Source organism: Micromonospora sp. WMMD730 (assembly GCF_049178955.1).
In the GTDB taxonomy this organism is placed as follows: Bacteria; Actinomycetota; Actinomycetes; order Mycobacteriales; family Micromonosporaceae; genus Micromonospora; species Micromonospora wenchangensis.
The window spans coordinates 1,048,453-1,067,063 of record NZ_JBMHML010000002.1 but is presented as its reverse complement, the minus strand read 5'-3'; the positions used below and the strand labels follow the sequence as shown (position 1 = coordinate 1,067,063).

Below are 18,611 nucleotides of genomic sequence, written 5' to 3'. Positions count from 1 at the left end.
TCGAGCTTCCTGCCCTTCTGTTTACGAGCAGCCGGCTCGACCCGGGCACCGGCCCCGGGCACGGTCGGCGGAAGGATTCCCACCGTGACGACCCCGGACAACGGGCCCACCCCGCACAACGGCGCGGTCATCGACCAACGGATCGACCGTGTCGTGCCGCTGACCACCCCCGCCCTGCTCCTGCACGAGCTGCCCCTGGACCCGCCGCTGGCCTCGGCCGTGCTGGCCGGTCGGCGCGACGTCGGCCGGGTGCTCGACCGCGCCGACGACCGTCTGCTGGTGGTGGTCGGCCCGTGCTCGGTGCACGACCCGGCGGCGGCACTGGAGTACGCGCACCTGCTGCGTGAGGCCGCCGACCGGCACGCCGACGACCTGCTGGTGGTGATGCGGGTCTACTTCGAGAAGCCGCGCTCCACGGTCGGCTGGAAGGGCCTGATCAACGATCCGGCGCTTGACGGTTCCGGCGACGTGAACACCGGCCTGCGCACCGCGCGGGCGCTGCTGCGCGACGTGGTCCGGCTGGGGCTCCCGGTGGGCTGCGAGTTCCTCGACCCGATCACCCCGCAGTACATCGCCGACACGGTGGCCTGGGGCGCGATCGGCGCCCGGACGGTGGAGAGCCAGGTGCACCGGCAGCTCGCCTCCGGCCTGTCCATGCCGATCGGCATGAAGAACCGCCCCGACGGCAGCATCGGCACCGCCGTGGACGCGATCCGGGCCGCCGAGGTGCCGCACGTCTTCCCCGGCATCGACGTCTCGGGCACCCCGGCGATCATGCACACCCGGGGCAACGCCGACGGGCACCTGGTGCTGCGCGGCGGCGGGGGCCGACCCAACTACGACGCCGAATCGGTGGCCGGGGCGTTGGACCTGCTGCGGGCGGCCGGGCTGCCGGAGCGGCTGGTGGTCGACGCCAGCCACGCCAACAGCGGCAAGGACCACCGCAACCAGCCGAAGGTGGCCGACGACGTGGCCGCCCAGCTCGCCGCCGGGCAGCGCGGCATCGTCGGCATCATGCTGGAGAGCTTCCTGCTGGAGGGCCGCCAGGATCTCGACCCGACCCGGGAGCTGACCTACGGCCGGTCGGTCACCGACGCCTGCATCGGCTGGGACACCACGGCCGAGGTGCTGGAGCGGCTCGCCGTCGCGGTGCGGGCCCGCCGGGCCACCCTGCCCACCCCGGCCTGACGGGTTTGACCGTTTCGGCCCCGGGTAGCAGGGCGGGGTGACCGACGACGCAGCCGCGCCCGACGACCTGCCCGGGACCGCCCAGCCGGACCTCCGGCAGCTCGACGAGCTGCTGGACGAGATCTACCACGGCCAGGAACGGCTCAGCCAGGCCGACATCTACCGCTCGGCGGTCAGCGCGGACCTGCCGGCGGAGCTGCTCACCCGGGTCGCCGCCCTCCCCGAGGGGGAGTACGCGGCCGACGAGGTGGCCGACCTGCTGGGCGGGTCGGCGGGCTGACCGGCGACGCCGGCGAGAGGAGATCGAGATGTCCGACCAGACCGAACACCACGAGCGGGTGCCCGCCCTCGGCCAACCCCCCGAAGGGCTGGACACCCTGCCCGAACCGGACTTCGCCAACGAGCACGACAGGACGGCGGTCGACCGCGACGTGATCACCGGCGCGGACGCCGACGAGCGGGAGCCGGAGGCGTCGCGCGGCTGGGCCGGCGAGGACCACGGCACCACCCCCACCTGAGCGGGCGGCGACGGATGACGGGAAAGGGGCCGGCGGACACGATCCGCCGGCCCCTTCCGTGTGGTCACCGCTCGTCGTGCCGCCCGCCCTCGGCGGCCTGCTGCGCCACCGCGTACCCCATCTGGAGGAAGTCGGACCCGGCGACGGCGGTCAGCGCGGTCGCCACCAGCCGGGTCAGCCGGGGGGCCAGCACCAGGCCGCCGGTGAGCCCGGTGGCCACCCAGACGGCCAGGCAGAACGGGCAGCTCAGCAGCTCACCGATCGCGTGTCGGGTGGAGCTGCCCTGGTCGCGGACCTGCTCCATCACCTCGCCGCTGCCGATCGGGCGGTCGTAGCGGGTGAACGGGGCCCGCAGCGGGCTGGTCACCGCGTCCTTGGACAGCAGCCGGCTCAGCTTGTGGGTGGCGACGGCGAGCAGCACCACGTCACCCGGGGAGGGCCGTTCGGGCACCGGCCGGCCGGTCGCCTTCACCAGCGCCGCGATGGAGGCGGTCACCCCGGCGTACGTGCCCATCGCCGCCAGGTAGCCGCCCAGCGGCCGGTGCTCGTGCGGCGCGTACGCCTGGCGCAGCCGCGCCACCTTCTGCTTCAGACCACCGTCGGTCACCGGGTCTCCTCGTTCGTGGGCCGCACCGTCGGGTACGGCGCGTCGGGGTGGGGCGGGTGGGGTCAACCCGCGGTCAGGTTCTCGGCGACCTCACGTTCGAGGTTGGCAAGCGATTCGTCGGCCAGTCCGGCGTCCGCGCCCGCGGGCAGGTCCAGCCGGACCCGGGCCCCACCGGCGTCGGCCGGGGCGACCCGCAGCTCGGCCGTGCCGTCCGGGCCGTCCCAGCGGGCGTGCAGTTCGTCGTCGGAGCGGCTGCTCGGGGCCGGGCCGTCGGCCCGCAGCGCCCCGGGCAGCCAGGCGCCGACCCGTTCGGGGTCGGTGGCGGTGCTGAACACCACCTCCGGCGGCGCGGACATGCCGCGCTCGGCGCGGGTGCCCATCAGGCGTCCCGCAGCCGGTGCGGGTCCACCTCGCGGCCGGGGTGCCGGGCCAGGTACTCGGTCTCCAGCTCGGCGGTGCGGCGCAGGTGGTTGGCGAGCGCCGAGTCGGCGGCGTGCCGCAGCGTGTCGAGGCGGGTGCGGTGCAGGCTCTGCAACTCGCGGATCAGGTCGTCGTCGGCGAGGTCTGCCGGGTCCACCCCGAGCAGCTCGCCGTCGGTCTCGGTGACCACGGTGGCGGCCCGGTGGACGTGGTCACCGTCCCATTCCGGCATTCGCTGTTCGGTGCTGGAGTCGTCGGAGCGGTGTGCTGAGTCGGTCATGTCGTCCCCCTCGGGTTCGACCGGTCTGGCTGTCTAGACGGTTGCCCAGCCGGGCTGGCACCAAACCAGCGGCGCGGCGGCGGCGAACCGCCCGGCGGCGCGGCGACTACGACGTCGCGTCGGAGACGCCGGGTCCTCCCGGTACCCTCGACGGCATGAAGCGGCTCTGGACCCCGGCGTGGATCGTCCGCCACGTGGCCCTGGTCGTCCTGGTCACGGGCTTCCTGGCGCTGGGGTGGTGGCAGATCAGCCGGGCCGCTTCCGGTAACACGCTGAGCTGGGCGTACGCGGTGGAGTGGCCGATCTTCGCCGGTTTCGTGGTCTTCGTCTGGTGGCGGGAGGTCCGGCACGCGCTGCGCGCCCCCACCGCCGCACCCCCGCCGGCCGGGGCTGCACCGGCCGAGCCGGCCACCCCCGGGCCGGGCACCCCGGTGGTACGGCGTCCGGTGCGGGTCGCCCGGGTGCCGGCGACCCCGGTCGACGGCGCGGACGACGCCGACCTGACCGCGTACAACCGCTACCTGACCTGGTTGAACGACAATCCGGGCGCGAGGCCCGGCGACTATCCCGGCTGAGGCCGGTCGGAAGGACGGACGACAGTGGGCGGAGCCCTTACCCGGTACCGCGTGATCGCCTGGATCGTGGGCGTGGCGCTGGCCGTGCTGGTGCTGATCGGCATGCCACTGAAGTACGTGTTCGACGAGCCGATCGTGGTGGCCGTCGTCGGCACCGCGCACGGTTGGCTCTACCTGCTCTACCTGGCCGCCACCTTCGACCTGGGCCGGCGGGTGGACTGGCCGCTCAAGCGGATGCTGCTGGTGATGCTCGCCGGCACGGTGCCGTTCGTGTCGTTCGTCGCGGAGCGCAAGGTGACCCGCGAACTGGCCGCCGGCGCGCCGACCCGTACGCCGGAGCCGGTCGGTCGCTGACCAGGAACCGGCCGCCGCCGACCGGACCGCGCTGACGCAGGGGTGTCCGGCGGCGGCCCGGCCGCACCGAGGGCGGCGCGGACTGGCGGCCTCAGCGGGCCGGCCGCCAGTAGGTTGCCGTGGGTGACGGGTCGTCCGCGTCGGGGTAGCGGTGCTGCTCCCGGGCCTGGTGCAGGGCGTCGACCACCTGCTCGAACTGCTCCCGGTCGTCGCTGCTGAACAGCAGCATCTCGATGCCCTGGCAGTGGCCGTACAACTCGTGCGCCGGTGGCCGCCAGCGGTCGCCGAGCAGCACCAGCAGCACCGGCAGCAGGCACACCACGCCCAGCGCCAGGTAGGCCCCGGCGGTGAGTCGTTCCAGCCCGCCGGTGAAGCCGAGCAGGACGCCGACGGTGCCCGCCCCGACGGCGGCGCAGGTGACGACCCGGACGGCGAGCCGGTCGTGCGGCCCGCGGCCGGTACGCAGGTGGGTGAGGTCGGCGACGGCGTAGCTGCTTCGGCCGGCGGTGAACCGTTCGGTGGTCACCACGATGCCGGGCCGGGCGTAGAGCAGGGTGGTCGGTCGGGACCAGTGTGGTGGTCGGGTGCTGGCGCGGTCTGCCTGCACGGCGTCCTCCCGGGGGCCGACGGAGCCGGTCGCCCACCACCACGCCACCTGCGTACGGCGGGATTCCCGGCCGGGGCTCCATTCTGTTGCCGACCCGCCCGGGCCGCTCTCCGATTTCCGACACATCCGGCGAGCGCGACGTCCCCGCGTCGCCGGCATCTGACCACCATTCCGGTTTTATCCGACTATTACCGCGCGATCCACACCGGTATCCGTCTGGAACGACGAATCAGACCTTCCTCGCCAACCTCGCAGAACCCGGTTGCCGGCCGTCCGCCCCGCATCAGCGGTGTCACCTGCCACAACGACCCGCCGGAGCGCTCGGCCAACATTCGCCGCTGCTTTGTCTGCGCGTCACTCCCGCCACAGGTTAGGTTGATCGGGCCGGCTCGGTACACGGCCGTCCATCCGGACGGGCCCGGGCCGGTGTCGCCGGGGGCTCAGCATCCTCCGGTGACCGGTGGGAGAGGAGTCTTCCGCTCTTGTCGTCCTTACGGATGCTGCTGCGCACCCTGGTGGTCGCCGGCCTGTCGGCCGCGTTGATCGCCCCGTCGGCCCCGGTCCGGGCCGAGCCCTCGGTCGCCGACCTCACCGCCCGGATCGAGCGGTCCTCGGCCGAGCTGGAACGGATCGTCGAGTCGTACAACAAGCTCAACGAGGAGATAAAGACGAACCAGGCCACCGCGGCCGGACTGCACGCGCGGATCGGCCCGCTGGAGGTCCAGGCCGCCCAGAGCCGGGCGGCGGTGGGCGAGATCGCGGCCACCGCGTACAAGACCGGTGGGTTGCGGACGGCCGAGGCGATCCTCGACCCGGCCGGTGGCTCGCTGGTCGACCGGCTCGGCACCCTCGACCAGCTCACCCGGCACCGGCAACAGCAGATCGACGGGTACACCGCCGACCAGCGGGCGCTGCTCGACCAGAAGGCCAAGCTGGACGCGACGCTCGCCAGGCAGGCCGCCCAGTCGAAGGCGCTCACCAAGACGAAGAAGCGGATCGAGCAGGATCTGGCGAAGCTCTACGAGATGCGGCGGGCGGCGTACGGCCGGGCCACCGAGGCGCCGGCGAAGAAGCCGAAGAGCGCCGCGCCACCCGACACCTCCGACACGCCTTCGGTCTCCGGTGGCGCCGGGGCCGCCGTCCGGTACGCCTACGGGGCGATCGGCAAGCCGTACGTCTGGGGGGCCGAGGGGCCCGGCGGGTACGACTGCTCCGGGCTGACGCTCGCCGCCTGGCGGTCCGCCGGCAAGCGGCTGCCGCACAACGCGGCGATGCAGTGGAACGCCACCTCCCGGGTCAGCCGTGGCGAGCTACGCCCCGGTGACCTGGTCTTCTATTCGGGGCTGGGGCACGTCGCGCTCTACGTCGGCGACGGTCAGGTGATCGACGCGCCGAGCGCCGGGCGCAACGTGCTCAAGCGGAAGATGAACATGATGAGCATCGCCGGCTACGGCCGGGTCCGCTGACCGGCACGACAACGGCGAACGGCCGGCGTCCCCCTATCGGACGCCGGCCGTTCGCCGTCATTACTACCAGCTCAGGCCGCCTGGAGCCCCTCCGCGCGGGCCAGCTCACGCAGCCGGCCGAGCGCCTGGATCTCCAGCTGGCGGATACGCTCCCGGGAGAGCGAGAAGCGGGACGCGACCTCGGTGAGCGAGTGCTCCCGCCCGTCCTCCAGGCCGTACCGGGCCCGCATGATGCCGGCGGACCGGTCGTCGAGGTGGTTGAGCAGGCCCTCGATGCGCTGCCGCTCCAACCCGGTGAGGACGATGTCCTCCGGGGACGGGGCGTCGCTGTCGGCGACCAGGTCACCGAGGTTGGTGTCGCCGTCGTCGCCGACCGGGGTGTCCAGCGACACCGTGTCCTGCGACCAGCGGACCAGCTCGTTGACCCGCTCGACGGTGACGCCGAGGGCGGCCGCGATCTGCTCCGGCTCCGGGTCGCCACCCAGCTCACGGGTGAGCTGCCGGGCCACGTTGCGCATCCGGTTGACGTCCTCGACCAGGTGCACGGGCAGCCGGACGGTGCGCTCCTGCTGCGCGATGGCCCGGCTGATCGCCTGCCGGATCCACCAGGTGGCGTAGGTGGAGAACTTGTAGCCCCGCTCGTAGTCGAACTTCTCGACCGCGCGCACCAGACCGGTGTTGCCCTCCTGGATCAGGTCCAGCATGGGCATCCCGGAGCGCACGTACCGGCGGGCGATCGACACGACCAGCCGCAGGTTGGCCCGGATGAAGAGATCCTTCGCCCGCTCCCCCTCGACGACCAGCCGCTCCAGGTCGTCCCGGTCGGCCCCGGCGGGGACGCGGTCCTCGCCGAGCAGGTGCTCGGCGTAGAGGCCCGCCTCGATCGCCTTGGAGAGGTCGACCTCCTTGGCGGCGTCCAGCAGTGGCGTCCGGGAGATCTCGTGAAGGTAGACGCCGACCAGGTCACGCTCCTCGGCGACCTCGTCGGTTCGCATGCCGATGTTCTTGTCCACGGTGTCCACGGTCCCCTCGCTCGCGCCGGTTGCCCGGTTCCTTGCCATCCCCACGTCCATCAGCCCTCCCCCGTGCAACGCCCCTGCTGCCCGCCGGTGCTGACACCTGCACAACAGTCGAGACGGGTCGGGGATTCCATGTCGTGAGTCGAAAGTGTCACGAATGCCTGAGTACCAGCTGAAAGCCCGGTCCACGTTTGCTGTCAGCGGCCCCGTGGGGCCGGCTGCCGGCTGCGCGATCGCCGCTGGTCGGCACGGGTGTCGGCGGCCGTACGCCGGGCCCCGCGTCGTTGCGGCGCCCCGGTAAACCGCGACCCTCGTCACCGCCCGGCTGCGACCGGAGTCACTGCCAGATACGGGCCGGTGGACCGGTCGGTTCACCAGACGGTCCTGGATTACCCCACGCCCGGAACAACAATCCGTGGCGTGGCCGACGTCCCGGCGACACGGTGTTCTGTGTCACCCCCGCAGGGTGGCACCCCCGCGCACCCCCGGCAGGGTCGGCCGGCGGGGCGGTCAGGAGGCGAGCAGGGCGATGGCACCCCGGACCTGGTGCGCGGTCCGGGCCAGCGCGGCGCGGGCCGCGTCGATCTCGGCCCCGGACAGCAGCGAGACCAGGGCCGTCTTCAGGTCGCCGTCGGCCTCGTGCAGGGCCCGGCGGGAGACCTCCTCGGAGCAGCCGGTCGCCTCGACCAGGATGGAGATCATCCGGCCCCGCAGCTTGGCGTTGGTGGCCACCATGTCGATCATGAGGTTGGAGTAGACCCGACCCAGCCGCACCATCACCGCCGTGGAGAAGGTGTTCAGCACCAGCTTCTGCGCGGTGCCCGCCTTCATCCGGGTCGAGCCGGTCACCACCTCGGGGCCGGTGTCGACCCCGATGACCACGTCGACCCCGGCCGCCGCCCGGACCTCCGGATTGGCGCACAGCAGCACGGTCGCAGCCCCCCGCTGCCGGGCCGCGTCGAGTGCGCCCAGGACGTACGGGGTGCGTCCGCTCGCCGCCAGCCCCACCACCAGGTCCCCGGCGGTGACGCACCCGGCGGCCTCGCCGGCCCCGCCGGCCAGGTCGTCCTCGGCGTCCTCCACGGCCTGCCACATCGCGTCCGGCCCGCCGGCCATGTGGGCGCAGAACCAGCCGCGTGGGGAGTTGAAGGTGGGGGCCAGTTCGGCGGCGTCGATCACCCCGAGGCGGCCGGAGGTGCCGGCCCCGAAGTAGTGCACCCGGTGCCCGCCGCGCAGTGCGGTCACCGCGAGGTCGACGGTCACCGCGATCTCGTCCAGGACGGCGGCCACCGCCGCCGGCACCCGCCGGTCGGCGTCGTTGATCACGGTGAGTACGTCCCGGGTCGACATCAGGTCGAGGTCGGTGCTGTGCGGGTTGCGCTGTTCGGTCGGAGCGCCGACGCGGACCACCGGCCGCAGGTCGACCACGCCCTCGCCGCCCCGCTGCCCCACCACGTCGTCCGGCCCGACCCGACCGGCGGTCACGAGCGCCTCCGACCGCCGCCGACCCGGCGTGTTCGCACCGCCTCGGCGGTGACCTCCAGCGCCCGCCGGGTCCGGGTCCGGTTCCGGGCGGCCACCCCGACGAAGAGGCAGTCCACCACGGTGAGCTGGGCGAGCCGGCTGGCCATCGCCCCGGACCGGTAGGTCGTCTCGCGGGCGGCGGTGGTGAGGACGAAGTCGGCCCGTTCGGTGATCGGCGAGCGGGGGAAGTTGGTCAGCGCGACGGTGACCGCACCCCGGGAGCGGGCCTGTTCGAGCACCTCGATCACGTCGGAGGTGGTGCCGCTGTGCGAGATGCCGATCGCCACGTCGCCCCTGCCGAGCAGGGCGGCGGAGGTCAGCGCGGTGTGCACGTCGGGGAAGGAGAACGCGACCCGACCGATGCGGTGCAGCTTCTGCTGGAAGTCCGAGGCGACGAACCCGCTCGCGCCGGCACCGTAGACCTCGATCCGGCCGGCGCTGACGATCGCCTCGACGACCTGCTCGCAGACGGCCGGGTCGAGCTGCTCGGCGGTCTCCTCGACGGCCCGCGCGTCGTTGAAGGAGATGGTGGCGATGATCTGGGCCAGGTCGGCGCCGGGCGGGATGTCCCCACCGACCACCCGGGCGTCCGGCGGCTCGATCCGGCGCGCGGCCTCGGCGGCGAGCCGGATCCGCAACTGCGGGTAGCCGTCCATGCCGACGGACCGGCAGAACCGGATGACGGTGGCCTCGGAGGTCTCGGCGGCGGTGGCGAGGTCGGTGATGGTCCGTCGGGCGGCATCGGCCGGGTCGGCGACGACCAGTCGGGCGACCCGCTGCTCGGCGGGGGACAGCGACGGGAGCAGGCCACTGATGTGGACGATCAGTCCACCCGGCTCGTGACTCGCGGAAATCTTCGGACTTTTCGCCACGGATGAAACTTACTTTCATGAGCCGCGAGCGTCAACCACGACCGCGCGTATCCGACAGGAAGTATCCCCCGACCCGGGGGCGTGCCGGCCCAGACTCCCATTTGCGCAGCCTGGCGCGCCTCGGCCGGTCCGGTGGAATCGGCTCGGTCTACGGGCGGGTCTGCGCGGCGACCGGCTCCCGGGGCCCGCCTTCGGCCTGCGGGGCGGACGGCCCGGTGCCGTCCGGCGGATCATCGACCACCGGCCCGGCCTCCTCCGGCGGCAACCAGCGCGCCAGGTGCGCGCGGATCCGCCGGGACACCTCGTCGGGCCCGCCGCCGGCATCGACCACCACGAAACCCGGGTACTCGGGCAGCGACCGGTAGGCCGCGTCGGCGGCGGTCAGCCAACCCATCGTCTCGTGGTCCTCGCCCCGCCGCTCGATCCGCCGGTACGCCTCGACCGGGTCGACGGTGAGCAGGAAGGTGACCTGCGGTGCGGGGAAGACCCGGTAGCCGGCCCGGGCCAGCCGTTCCCACCGCTGCCCACCGTGCGCCCGGATGCTGGCGTACTGGCAGGCGGAGTAGCGGTCCATCACGGCGGTCCGGCCGGTCACCAGGCAACTGAGCAGCGCGGCGGCGATCGCCAGCCAGCGCAGCACGGACTCCACCGCGAGCATCCCGTCCCGGCCCACCAGCAGCTGCGCGTCGGCCCGGCCGAACCGGGCGGCGAGCCGGCCCAGCCAGCGCCGACCGCCCGCGTTGCGGTGGTAGGTGGCGGGTCGCCCGGCCGAGGTGAGGGCGGCGGCGAGCCGGTACGCCTGGGTGGTCTTGCCGGAACCGTCGATGCCGATCAGCGCGACGCGCCGCAGTCGGGTCCCACCGTCGGTCGCGCGCCGCGATCTGGCCACCCTGCACAGGATATCCGACCGGCGCATCCCTCCCGTCCGGTCGATGCCCGCACGGGCGCGATGACCGGACCGGCACTCCCGGCAGGTGTGGGCGGGCGGACCGCCGGGTACGCAACGTCATTTCCCACCGACCGTTCACGACGGGAGAGACCAGATGGCCGAGCGCGGGGACGTCAGCCTCCTGCACACCCTCAAGCGGGTCGCCGCCGTGCTCAAGCAGAACGAGATCCCCTTCGCCCTCGGCGGCAGCTTCGCCGTCTACGCCCACGGCGGCCACTCCAGCGAGCACGACGTGGACTTCCTGCTCCAGGAGGCGGACGTCGAGCGGGCCCTGCAGGCGCTGACCGACGAGGGCTTCACCGCCGAGCGCCCGCCGGAGGACTGGCTGGTCAAGGTCTACGACGACGGGCGGATGGTGGACCTGATCCACCGGCCGGTGGAGACCCCGGTGACCCACGAGACCCTCGCCGACACGGTGGTCCGCCCGGTGGACGCCATCCGCATGCCGGTGCTCTCGGCGACCCGGCTGATGGTGCACAAGCTGCTCAGCTTCTCCCAGCACTACTGCGACTTCGCCCGGGGGCTGCCGCTGGCCCGGTCGCTGCGCGAACAGATCGACTGGGAGCGGGTACGCAAGGAGACCCAGCACTCGCCGTACGCCGAAGCGTTCCTGATGCTGCTGGACCGGCTCGACGTCGTCCCGTACGGGGGCACGCCGGTGCCGTACGCCCGCATCCCCGAGGGAAGGGAGACCCCGTGACCGAGCACAGCGCCGGCCCGCCGGACGCCTACGTCGAGGCGGAGATCCAACGGCTGCTGACCGAGGACCCGGACGTCGCCGAGCAGGGCATCACCGTGGTCCGCCGGGAACCGGGACTGGTCCTCACCGGCGAGGTGGAGAGCCCGCAACGCCGGGCGGAGATCCTGCGCCGGGTGGCCGAACGGTTCCCCGACGAGGCGATCACCAGCGACATCGGGGTGATCCGCACCCAGGCGCCGGTGCAGGTCGAGGAGCTGCCGTGAGGAGGACCCGATGATCCGGATCGCCGCGGTCGGCGACGTGCACCTGGACGCCGACGTGCTGGGCCGGTTCCGCCCGGCCCTGGAGGAGTTGCCCGACTGCGCCGACGTGCTGCTGCTCGCCGGCGACCTGACCCGGCACGGCACCGAGGCCGAGGCACGCTGCGTCGCCGAGGAGTTCGGCGGGCTCGGGGTGCCGGTGGTCACCGTGCTGGGCAACCACGACCACCAGTGCGACCAGGTGCCGCAGGTGGTCAAGGTGCTGGAGGATGCCGGGATCACCGTGCTGGAGGGGACCGGGACGGTGCTGGAGTGCCCCGGCGGCCGGCTCGGGGTGGCCGGCGTCAAGGGCTTCGGCGGCGGGTTCGCCGGGCGGTGCGCCAGCGACTTCGGCGAGCCGGAGATGAAGTCGTTCGTCCGGACCAGCAACGAGAGCGCGGCGGCGTTGGGCGAGGCGCTGCGCGGGCTGGACTGCGACCTGCTCGTCGCGCTGACCCACTACGCCCCGGTGCCGGACACCCTGGCCGGCGAGCCGCTGGAGATCTACCCGTTCCTCGGGTCGTACCAGCTCGGCCAGGCGATCGACTCGGCGCCGACCGCGCTCGCCCTGCACGGGCACGCGCACGCCGGCAGCGAGCGCGGCGTCACCCCGGGCGGGGTACGCGTACGCAACGTCGCCCATCCGGTGATCAAACAGGCGTACAGCGTCTTCCACCTGGGCGGTGATCAGATCGACTGAGAACCAGGTTTTCGGAATCGGGGCGCCGGGTATTCAGCAGCCATGGAGCTGATTCTCTGGATTCTCGCAGTCGTACTCGTGGTCGCCGGCATCCTCGCGCTGTTCCGCCGGCAGATCCTGTGGGGCATCGTCCTCATCGTGGTCGGCCTTCTGGTCGGCCCGGGTGGTGTCAGCATCTTCAATTGACGCCGGTACCCGCACCTGACCCGCCGGGGTCGTCGCCCCCGGAAGCTCCGTCCTCCCAGACAGGAGCGTCCGGCACCGACGGCCCCGGCGCTGTGCTGTCCGGGGTGCCGCACCGGGGTTTGGGAGTGCGTACCCGGGAAATATCTTGACCATGGAGATAACCCGGAGCGACCGGCGGACCGGCACGGCGCGAACCTGGTGGGTGCTGCTCGGCTTCGGCGCGGCCGTCGCGGTCGCCGCCGCGATCGGCGGGTTGGGGGTGGCCGGCACCCGCGACAAGTACGCCTCGCTCCAGCAGCCGGCCTGGGCCCCGCCGGGTTGGCTGTTCGGCCCGGTCTGGACCGTGTTGTACGCGCTGATCGCGGTCGCCGGCTGGCTGGTCTGGCGGCGGGTCGGCTTCGGCCCGGCGCTGTGGGCGTGGACGGTCCAGCTGGTACTCAACGCGATCTGGACCCCGCTGTTCTTCGGCGCGGGACGCTACGGCCTGGCCTTCGCCGAGATCGTGCTGATGTGGCTGGCGATCGCGGTGACGGTGGTCGCCTTCTGGCGGGTCTCCCGGCCGGCGGCGGCCCTGCTACTGCCCTACTGGGCCTGGGTCACCTTCGCCGCCGCGTTGAACTTCTCGATCTGGCAGCTCAACAGCTGACCGGGCACCGGGGCCCGGCGGCCCGGTGCCCGGCGGGCTCAGCAGCGGGGCACGTTGGGGATGTAGCCGTCGTGGCCGGTGTAGACGTAGGCGTCGGCGATGAACCGGCCGGAGCCGATCCGGTCCCAGATCGCGCTGGTGCCGAAGGTGCCGGTGACCGTGGTGCCACTGGTCTGGCAGCCGATGGTGACCTTGGCGCCGTCGGCGACCGTGCCGACCGACGCGTAGCCGGTGCCCGGCCCGGACCGCACGGTCAGCGGGGAGCCGGCGGTGTCGACCGTGCCCGACCCGGTGCCGCTGGAGCAGCCGTTCCCGCTGGTGTACGTCTTGGTGCCCCAGTACAACGCGAGCGTGCCGTTGAACTTGACCTTGATGTCGTCGCCGTTGAGGCGCTGCTCGTAGTGCAGGTGCGGGCCGGTGGAGCCGCCGGTGCTGCCGACCCAGCCGATCACCTTGCCGTAACCGACCTGCTGGCCGACCGAGACGTTGAAGCCGTTGAGGTGGGCGTAGTAGGTCGTGTAGCCGCCGCCGTGGTCGATCCGGACGTACTTGCCGTAACTCGTGCCACCGAGGTCGGTGACCCGGTCGACGGTGCCCGGGGCGCTGGCGACCACCGGGTCGCCGAGGTCGTCGGTGCGGTTGAAGTCGATCGCGTTCGCCGGGCTGTGGTCCGACCGGGTCTGGCCCGACCAGGACTGGTTGCAGGGGAAGGGCACCTTGAACGTGGGCGCGGCCCAGGCCGGGCCGGCCGGGACCAGGGTCCCGGTGACCAACAGGGCCGCCGCCAGCAGGCTCCACCGTCTGCGCACCGCACACCTCCGATGTCGAGATCCTTCAATGTCTTGCGTCGAGGGTGGCAGATATCGCCATCGATGCCAACCCGCGCCGACCCCTGTCGACCCCTACTCGGTGAGCACGGGTGGGAGCGCATCCACCTGCGGCGGGGGGTTTCGGGATTGTTACCGGGCCGTGTCCGCCAGGGGGTGGACCGATCGGGATGCAAGCGCTTACATGTGAGGACGACTCATCGGACCGGCGTCGGGTTTCCCCCACCTGTGGGCGCGCCGGCAAGGAAGGAGAACGGCATGGCGTTTGCCAGATCACGCCAGGCTCTCGCGATCGCCGGCGTGCTGGGGCTGGCGCTCGGCGCCGCCGCCTGTGGCACCGGCAACGACAAGAAGAGCAGCAACGCGGGTTCGGCCGAATGCGCCGCATACGAGAAGTACGGTGACAACGACGGCAAGAAGGTCACGATCTACTCGTCGATCCGGGACATCGAGGCCGACCGGCTGGCCCAGTCCTGGAAGCAGTTCGAGGACTGCACCGGCATCGAGATCGACCACGAGGGCTCCGGCGAGTTCGAGGCCCAGCTCCCCGTCCGGGTGCAGGGCGGCAACGCGCCCGACCTGGCCTTCATCCCGCAGCCGGGCCTGGTCAAGCGGTTCGTCGACGGCGGCAACCTCAAGCCCGTCGCCGCCGCCACCAAGACCGAGGCCGAGGCGAACTTCTCCCCCGACTGGCTGAAGTACACCACCATCAACGGCCAGTTCTACGGCGCCCCGCTGGGCTCGAACGTCAAGTCGTTCGTCTGGTACTCGCCGAAGACCTTCAAGGAGAAGGGCTGGGCGGTCCCCACCACCTGGGACGAGCTGATCAAGCTCTCCGACACGATCGCGGCCAGCGGCACCAAGCCGTGGTGCGCCGGCATCGAGTCCGGTGACGCCACCGGCTGGCCGGCCACCGACTGGATCGAGGACGTGCTGCTGCGTACGGCCGGGCCCGAGGTCTACGACCAGTGGACCACCCACGGCATCCCGTTCAACAGCCCGCAGGTCGCCGACGCCCTCAACCGGGCCGGCACCATCCTCAAGAACGACAAGTACGTCAACGGCGGCTTCGGCGGCGTGAAGAGCATCGCCACCACCTCCTTCCAGGAGGCCGGCGTGCCGATCACCACCGGCAAGTGCGCCCTGCACCGGCAGGCGTCCTTCTACGCCAACCAGTGGCCCGAGGGCACCAAGGTGGCCGAGGACGGCGACGTCTTCGCGTTCTACTTCCCGTCGATCGACGCGGCCAAGGGCAAGCCGGTGCTGGGTGGCGGCGAGTTCGTCGCGGCCTTCACCGACCGTCCCGAGGTCCAGGCGGTGCAGACCTACCTCGCCTCCGGCGAGTACGCCAACAGCCGCGCCAAGATCGGTGACTGGGTGTCGGCGAACAAGAAGCTCGACCTGGCCAACGTCCCGAACCCGGTGGACAAGCTCTCCGTGGGCATCCTCCAGGACCCGAAGACCGTCTTCCGCTTCGACGGCTCCGACCTGATGCCGGCCGCGGTCGGCAACGGCACCTTCTGGAAGGGCATGGTCGACTGGATCAACGGCAAGGACACCACCACGGTGCTGAACGGCATCGAGAACAGCTGGAAGTGATCTGAGACGGGTGGCCCGGTCCGCACGGTGCGGACCGGGCCACCCGTCGGATACGAACCCTTGAGAGGGAGGGTCGATGGAGTTCGACTTCGCTGAGGAACAGCCGAAGTTCCTCATGCTGATGTATGGGCTGATCGCTTTCGTCGCGGTGGTGGGCGGTCTGCTCCTGCTCCTCGACGTGGTGCCGGCCTGGTTCGCCCGCCGTCGGGAGGCGCAGCTGGTCGCCGCCTCGACCGGTGGCGGCCCCCTGCCCCGCCGACGCAAGCCGAGGGAGGGCCTGTTCGCGCTCTTCTTCCTGCTGCCGACGCTGCTGCTGCTCTCCGTCGGGCTGGTGGTGCCGGCGCTGCGCACCGTGCTGCTCTCCTTCATGGACGCCGGCAGCGACAACTGGGTGGGGCTGCGCAACTACGGCTGGATGTTCTCCGAGGACTCGATCGTCCGGGTGCTGCTCAACACCCTGATCTGGGTGCTGCTGGTGCCGCTGGTGGCCACCACGTTCGGCCTGCTCTACGCCGTGATGGTGGACAAGGCCCGGTTCGAGTCCATCGCCAAGTCACTGATCTTCCTGCCGATGGCGATCTCGTTCGTAGGGGCCAGCATCATCTGGAAGTTCGTCTACGCCTACCGCAGCGAGGAGCAGGACCAGATCGGCCTGCTCAACCAGATCGTGGTCAGCCTCGGCGGCGAACCCCGGCAGTGGCTGCTCGACTCACCGCTGAACACCTTCCTGCTCATCGTGATCATGGTGTGGATCCAGGCCGGTTTCGCCATGGTCGTGCTCTCCGCCGCGATCAAGGCGATCCCGGCGGACATCGTCGAGGCGGCCCGCCTCGACGGGGTCAGCCCGTGGCAGATGTTCTGGCAGATCACCATGCCGAGCATCCGACCGGCGCTGATCGTGGTCGTGGTGACCCTGTCGATCGCCACCCTGAAGGTCTTCGACATCGTCCGGACCGCCACCAACGGCAACTACGACACCAGCGTGATCGCCAACGAGATGTACAACCAGGCGTTCCGGTACGGCGAGAACGGGCAGGGCTCCGCCCTGGCGGTCTTCCTCTTCATCCTGGTGATCCCGATCGTGATCTACCAGATCCGCAACCTGCGTCAACAGCGGGAGGGCTGAGATGACCACCGCCACGCCCACCGTCGGAGCCGGGGCCCAGGCCACCGGGAAGCCGACAAGCACCGCCGGCCGGGTCCGTAGCCGGCTCAACAGCCGTACGGCCACCCTGGTCTCGATCGTCATCGCGCTGCTCTGGACGATCCCGACGTTCGGCCTGTTCGTCTCCTCGTTCCGGCCCGAGGCCGAGATCAAGTCCACCGGGTGGTGGACCTTCTTCACCGACCCGCAGTTCACCCTGGAGAACTACCAGGACGTCCTGTTCGGCTCCTCCTCGTCGTCGGGTCAGCTGGCCAGCTACTTCATCAACTCGCTGGCCATCACCATCCCGTCGGTGCTCTTCCCGCTGGCGTTCGCCTCACTCGCCGCGTACGCGCTGGCCTGGATCAACTTCCGGGGACGGGACTGGCTCTACATCGCGATCTTCGCGATGCAGATCGTGCCGTTGCAGATGGCCCTGGTGCCGCTGCTGAAGTTCTTCTCCACCGGGGTCACCCTCGCCGGCGTCCAGCTGATGCCGGCCTGGAACCTGGTCGACGAGCAGAAGTTCGCCCAGGTGTGGTTCGCGCACACCTGCTTCGCCCTGCCCTTCGCGGTGTTCCTGCTGCACAACTTCATCTCCCAGCTCCCCCGGGACCTAATGGAGGCGGCCCGGGTCGACGGGGCCACCCACCCCAAGATCTTCCGCACCATCGTGCTGCCGCTGATCACCCCGGCGCTGGCGGCGTTCGGCATCTTCCAGTTCCTCTGGGTCTGGAACGACCTGCTGGTCGCGCTGATCTTCGCCGGTGGCGGCAACGAGACCGCCCCGCTCACCGTGCGCCTGGCCGAGATGGCCGGCACCCGGGGCAACGAGTGGCAGCGGCTCACCGCCGGCGCGTTCGTCTCGATCGTCGTACCGCTGGTGGTGTTCCTGTCGTTGCAGCGCTTCTTCGTGCGCGGCCTGCTCGCCGGGAGCGTCAAGGGTTGACGGCCGTCCGTCGCCGCCCGGTGTTGCCGGGCGGCGACGGGGGTCGGCCGGAGCGGGGGAACGACAGGGTGACGAGAATCGACGACGTGGCCCGGCTGGCCGGGGTCTCCACGGCCACGGTCTCCCGGGCGTTGCGCGGCCTGCCGACGGTGTCGGCCGCGACCCGCCGCCGGGTGCTCGCCGCCGCCGAACAACTCCAGTACGCGGTCTCGCCGAGCGCCTCCCGGCTGGCCGGTGGCCGCACCGGCACGGTCGCCGTGGTGGTGCCCCGGATCACCAGGTGGTTCTTCGGCACCGTCGTCGAGGCGGTCGAGGAGTTCCTCCACCACTCCGGCTACGACCTGCTGCTCTACAACCTCGGCGGGCGCGAGCAGGTGCGGCAACGGGTGCTGCGCACCGCCAACCTGCACAAGCGGGTGGACGCGATCATGCTGGTCGCCACCCCGCTGCGCCCGGCCGACCTGACGGCCCTGGCCGAACTGGACCTGCCCGGCATCACGATCAGCTCCGGCAGCACCGTCCCCGGCTGGCCCTGCGTGCGGATCGACGACGTGGCCGCCGCCCGGACGGCCACCCGGCACCTGCTCGACCTGGGCCACCGGCGGATCGCCCACATCTCCGGCGACCCCGACGACGAGCTGGCCTTCACCACCCACACCGACCGTCGCCGGGGCTACCAGGAGGCGCTGCGCCGCGCCGGGCTGCACCCCGACCCCCGCCTGGACATGGAGTCGCAGTTCACCATCGACGGCGGCAACCAGGCCACCGTCGAGCTGCTGGCCCGGGGCGAACCACCGACGGCGATCTTCGCCGCCTGCGACGAGATCGCGATGGGCGCGATGACCGCGCTGCGCGACGCCGGGCTGCGCGTCCCGCAGGACGTCAGCGTGATCGGCGTGGACGACCACGACCTGTCCGCCGTGCTCGGGTTGACCACCATCGCCCAGCCCGCCGCCGAGCAGGGCCGGCTCGCCGCCCGGATGCTGCTCGACCCGCTGGGTGCCGCCGCCGCCGAGCCGGACGCCGACCGGGTGCCGGCCCCGCGCGGGCCCGGCCCGCACGGCCCCGCGCCGCATCCGCCGGTGATCCTGCCCACTCGCCTGGTGGTACGGGAATCGACCGGCCCGCCCCGGGCAAACTGAACGGATTCGACCGCACGGCTCGACCGGCTCGACACAGGGA

24 protein-coding genes are annotated in these 18,611 nt (G+C 71.9%); 15 read left to right on the top strand and 9 right to left on the bottom strand.

Going from position 1 to position 18,611, the window contains the following annotated elements; translation table 11 throughout:
* The first annotated feature begins 75 nt into the window (after nucleotides 1-75).
* From ACN265_RS04910 to ACN265_RS04900, 3 genes are read left to right on the top strand one after another with little or no spacing between them, the layout of a single operon-like run.
* On the top strand, nucleotides 76-1,188 hold the full coding sequence (locus ACN265_RS04910; protein ID WP_421411372.1) for a 3-deoxy-7-phosphoheptulonate synthase: 1,113 nt from the start codon (nucleotides 76-78) through the stop codon (nucleotides 1,186-1,188).
* A gap of 37 nt (nucleotides 1,189-1,225) precedes the next feature.
* A complete protein-coding gene (locus ACN265_RS04905) occupies nucleotides 1,226-1,468 on the top strand; it encodes a hypothetical protein (RefSeq protein ID WP_357927988.1) in 243 nt (80 codons plus the stop codon).
* Between the two features lie 28 nt (nucleotides 1,469-1,496).
* Complete coding sequence (locus ACN265_RS04900; RefSeq protein ID WP_204928081.1) at nucleotides 1,497-1,706, top strand: hypothetical protein; 210 nt, start codon at nucleotides 1,497-1,499, stop codon at nucleotides 1,704-1,706.
* Between the two features lie 64 nt (nucleotides 1,707-1,770).
* On the opposite strand, the gene ACN265_RS04895 is transcribed toward ACN265_RS04900, so the two are convergent.
* The 3 genes from ACN265_RS04895 to ACN265_RS04885 all read right to left on the bottom strand — a co-directional run bounded on the left by ACN265_RS04895 (nucleotide 1,771) and on the right by ACN265_RS04885 (nucleotide 3,013).
* Nucleotides 1,771-2,313, bottom strand: coding sequence for a DUF1360 domain-containing protein (locus ACN265_RS04895; protein ID WP_421406173.1), 543 nt, complete (start codon nucleotides 2,311-2,313; stop codon nucleotides 1,771-1,773).
* 62 nt (nucleotides 2,314-2,375) lie between these two features.
* Entirely contained in the window at nucleotides 2,376-2,693 is a 318-nt protein-coding gene (locus ACN265_RS04890) for a hypothetical protein (RefSeq protein ID WP_204928082.1), read from the bottom strand.
* Nucleotides 2,693-3,013: a DUF6158 family protein gene (locus tag ACN265_RS04885; RefSeq protein WP_204928083.1), complete on the bottom strand. Its 321-nt coding sequence runs from the start codon at nucleotides 3,011-3,013 to the stop codon at nucleotides 2,693-2,695. The genes ACN265_RS04890 and ACN265_RS04885 overlap by 1 nt, the downstream gene beginning before the upstream one ends.
* Before the next feature lie 155 nt (nucleotides 3,014-3,168).
* Here ACN265_RS04885 and ACN265_RS04880 point away from each other — a divergent pair, with 155 nt between their 5' ends.
* Complete coding sequence (locus ACN265_RS04880; RefSeq protein WP_204928084.1) at nucleotides 3,169-3,588, top strand: hypothetical protein; 420 nt, start codon at nucleotides 3,169-3,171, stop codon at nucleotides 3,586-3,588.
* A gap of 24 nt (nucleotides 3,589-3,612) precedes the next feature.
* A complete protein-coding gene (locus tag ACN265_RS04875; protein ID WP_421406170.1) occupies nucleotides 3,613-3,942 on the top strand; it encodes a DUF3817 domain-containing protein in 330 nt (109 codons plus the stop codon).
* Nucleotides 3,943-4,033: 91 nt separating this feature from the next.
* Here ACN265_RS04875 and ACN265_RS04870 read toward each other — a convergent pair whose 3' ends face one another.
* Nucleotides 4,034-4,549, bottom strand: coding sequence for a DUF6232 family protein (locus ACN265_RS04870; RefSeq protein WP_204928086.1), 516 nt, complete (start codon nucleotides 4,547-4,549; stop codon nucleotides 4,034-4,036).
* A 482-nt stretch (nucleotides 4,550-5,031) separates the two neighbouring features.
* On the opposite strand from ACN265_RS04870, the gene ACN265_RS04865 reads away from it, so the two are divergent.
* Entirely contained in the window at nucleotides 5,032-6,015 is a 984-nt protein-coding gene (locus ACN265_RS04865; RefSeq protein ID WP_204928087.1) for a C40 family peptidase, read from the top strand.
* A 71-nt stretch (nucleotides 6,016-6,086) separates the two neighbouring features.
* Here ACN265_RS04865 and ACN265_RS04860 read toward each other — a convergent pair whose 3' ends face one another.
* From ACN265_RS04860 to ACN265_RS04845, 4 genes are all read right to left on the bottom strand, one after another.
* The gene (locus tag ACN265_RS04860) at nucleotides 6,087-7,076 is read right to left on the bottom strand and encodes a sigma-70 family RNA polymerase sigma factor (RefSeq protein WP_194821544.1); all 990 of its coding nucleotides are present in this window, start codon (nucleotides 7,074-7,076) and stop codon (nucleotides 6,087-6,089) included.
* 468 nt (nucleotides 7,077-7,544) lie between these two features.
* Nucleotides 7,545-8,519 (bottom strand): N-acetylmuramic acid 6-phosphate etherase, encoded by a 975-nt coding sequence (murQ, locus tag ACN265_RS04855; RefSeq protein WP_421406167.1) that lies wholly within the window; start codon nucleotides 8,517-8,519, stop codon nucleotides 7,545-7,547.
* Nucleotides 8,516-9,430, bottom strand: coding sequence for a MurR/RpiR family transcriptional regulator (locus tag ACN265_RS04850; protein WP_204928089.1), 915 nt, complete (start codon nucleotides 9,428-9,430; stop codon nucleotides 8,516-8,518). Before ACN265_RS04850 ends, murQ begins: the two co-directional genes overlap by 4 nt.
* Before the next feature lie 148 nt (nucleotides 9,431-9,578).
* Nucleotides 9,579-10,319 carry a dTMP kinase gene (locus ACN265_RS04845; RefSeq protein WP_204928090.1) on the bottom strand — a complete coding sequence of 247 codons (741 nt, stop codon included), beginning with the start codon at nucleotides 10,317-10,319 and terminating at the stop codon, nucleotides 9,579-9,581.
* Between the two features lie 154 nt (nucleotides 10,320-10,473).
* Between ACN265_RS04845 and ACN265_RS04840 the strand changes: the two genes are divergently transcribed.
* The 5 genes from ACN265_RS04840 to ACN265_RS04820 all read left to right on the top strand — a co-directional run bounded on the left by ACN265_RS04840 (nucleotide 10,474) and on the right by ACN265_RS04820 (nucleotide 12,910).
* Nucleotides 10,474-11,079: a nucleotidyltransferase gene (locus ACN265_RS04840; protein WP_420117115.1), complete on the top strand. Its 606-nt coding sequence runs from the start codon at nucleotides 10,474-10,476 to the stop codon at nucleotides 11,077-11,079.
* Entirely contained in the window at nucleotides 11,076-11,342 is a 267-nt protein-coding gene (locus ACN265_RS04835) for a hypothetical protein (protein ID WP_204928092.1), read from the top strand. Before ACN265_RS04840 ends, ACN265_RS04835 begins: the two co-directional genes overlap by 4 nt.
* 10 nt (nucleotides 11,343-11,352) lie before the next feature.
* The gene (locus tag ACN265_RS04830) at nucleotides 11,353-12,078 is read left to right on the top strand and encodes a metallophosphoesterase family protein (RefSeq protein WP_357927978.1); all 726 of its coding nucleotides are present in this window, start codon (nucleotides 11,353-11,355) and stop codon (nucleotides 12,076-12,078) included.
* Nucleotides 12,079-12,120: 42 nt separating this feature from the next.
* The gene (locus tag ACN265_RS04825) at nucleotides 12,121-12,264 is read left to right on the top strand and encodes a GPGG-motif small membrane protein (RefSeq protein WP_007464364.1); all 144 of its coding nucleotides are present in this window, start codon (nucleotides 12,121-12,123) and stop codon (nucleotides 12,262-12,264) included.
* A gap of 151 nt (nucleotides 12,265-12,415) precedes the next feature.
* On the top strand, nucleotides 12,416-12,910 hold the full coding sequence (locus ACN265_RS04820) for a TspO/MBR family protein (RefSeq protein ID WP_421406161.1): 495 nt from the start codon (nucleotides 12,416-12,418) through the stop codon (nucleotides 12,908-12,910).
* 38 nt (nucleotides 12,911-12,948) lie between these two features.
* On the opposite strand, the gene ACN265_RS04815 is transcribed toward ACN265_RS04820, so the two are convergent.
* A complete protein-coding gene (locus ACN265_RS04815; RefSeq protein WP_204928094.1) occupies nucleotides 12,949-13,719 on the bottom strand; it encodes a peptidoglycan DD-metalloendopeptidase family protein in 771 nt (256 codons plus the stop codon).
* Between the two features lie 276 nt (nucleotides 13,720-13,995).
* Here ACN265_RS04815 and ACN265_RS04810 point away from each other — a divergent pair, with 276 nt between their 5' ends.
* From ACN265_RS04810 to ACN265_RS04795, 4 genes are all read left to right on the top strand, one after another.
* Nucleotides 13,996-15,336: an ABC transporter substrate-binding protein gene (locus tag ACN265_RS04810; RefSeq protein WP_204928095.1), complete on the top strand. Its 1,341-nt coding sequence runs from the start codon at nucleotides 13,996-13,998 to the stop codon at nucleotides 15,334-15,336.
* A gap of 76 nt (nucleotides 15,337-15,412) precedes the next feature.
* Nucleotides 15,413-16,462: a carbohydrate ABC transporter permease gene (locus tag ACN265_RS04805; protein WP_204928096.1), complete on the top strand. Its 1,050-nt coding sequence runs from the start codon at nucleotides 15,413-15,415 to the stop codon at nucleotides 16,460-16,462.
* Nucleotide 16,463: 1 nt separating this feature from the next.
* Nucleotides 16,464-17,429, top strand: coding sequence for a carbohydrate ABC transporter permease (locus ACN265_RS04800; protein ID WP_204928097.1), 966 nt, complete (start codon nucleotides 16,464-16,466; stop codon nucleotides 17,427-17,429).
* A 68-nt stretch (nucleotides 17,430-17,497) separates the two neighbouring features.
* Nucleotides 17,498-18,571, top strand: a complete 1,074-nt coding sequence (locus ACN265_RS04795; RefSeq protein ID WP_420117516.1) for a LacI family DNA-binding transcriptional regulator — start codon at nucleotides 17,498-17,500, stop codon at nucleotides 18,569-18,571.
* Nucleotides 18,572-18,611 lie beyond the last annotated feature (40 nt).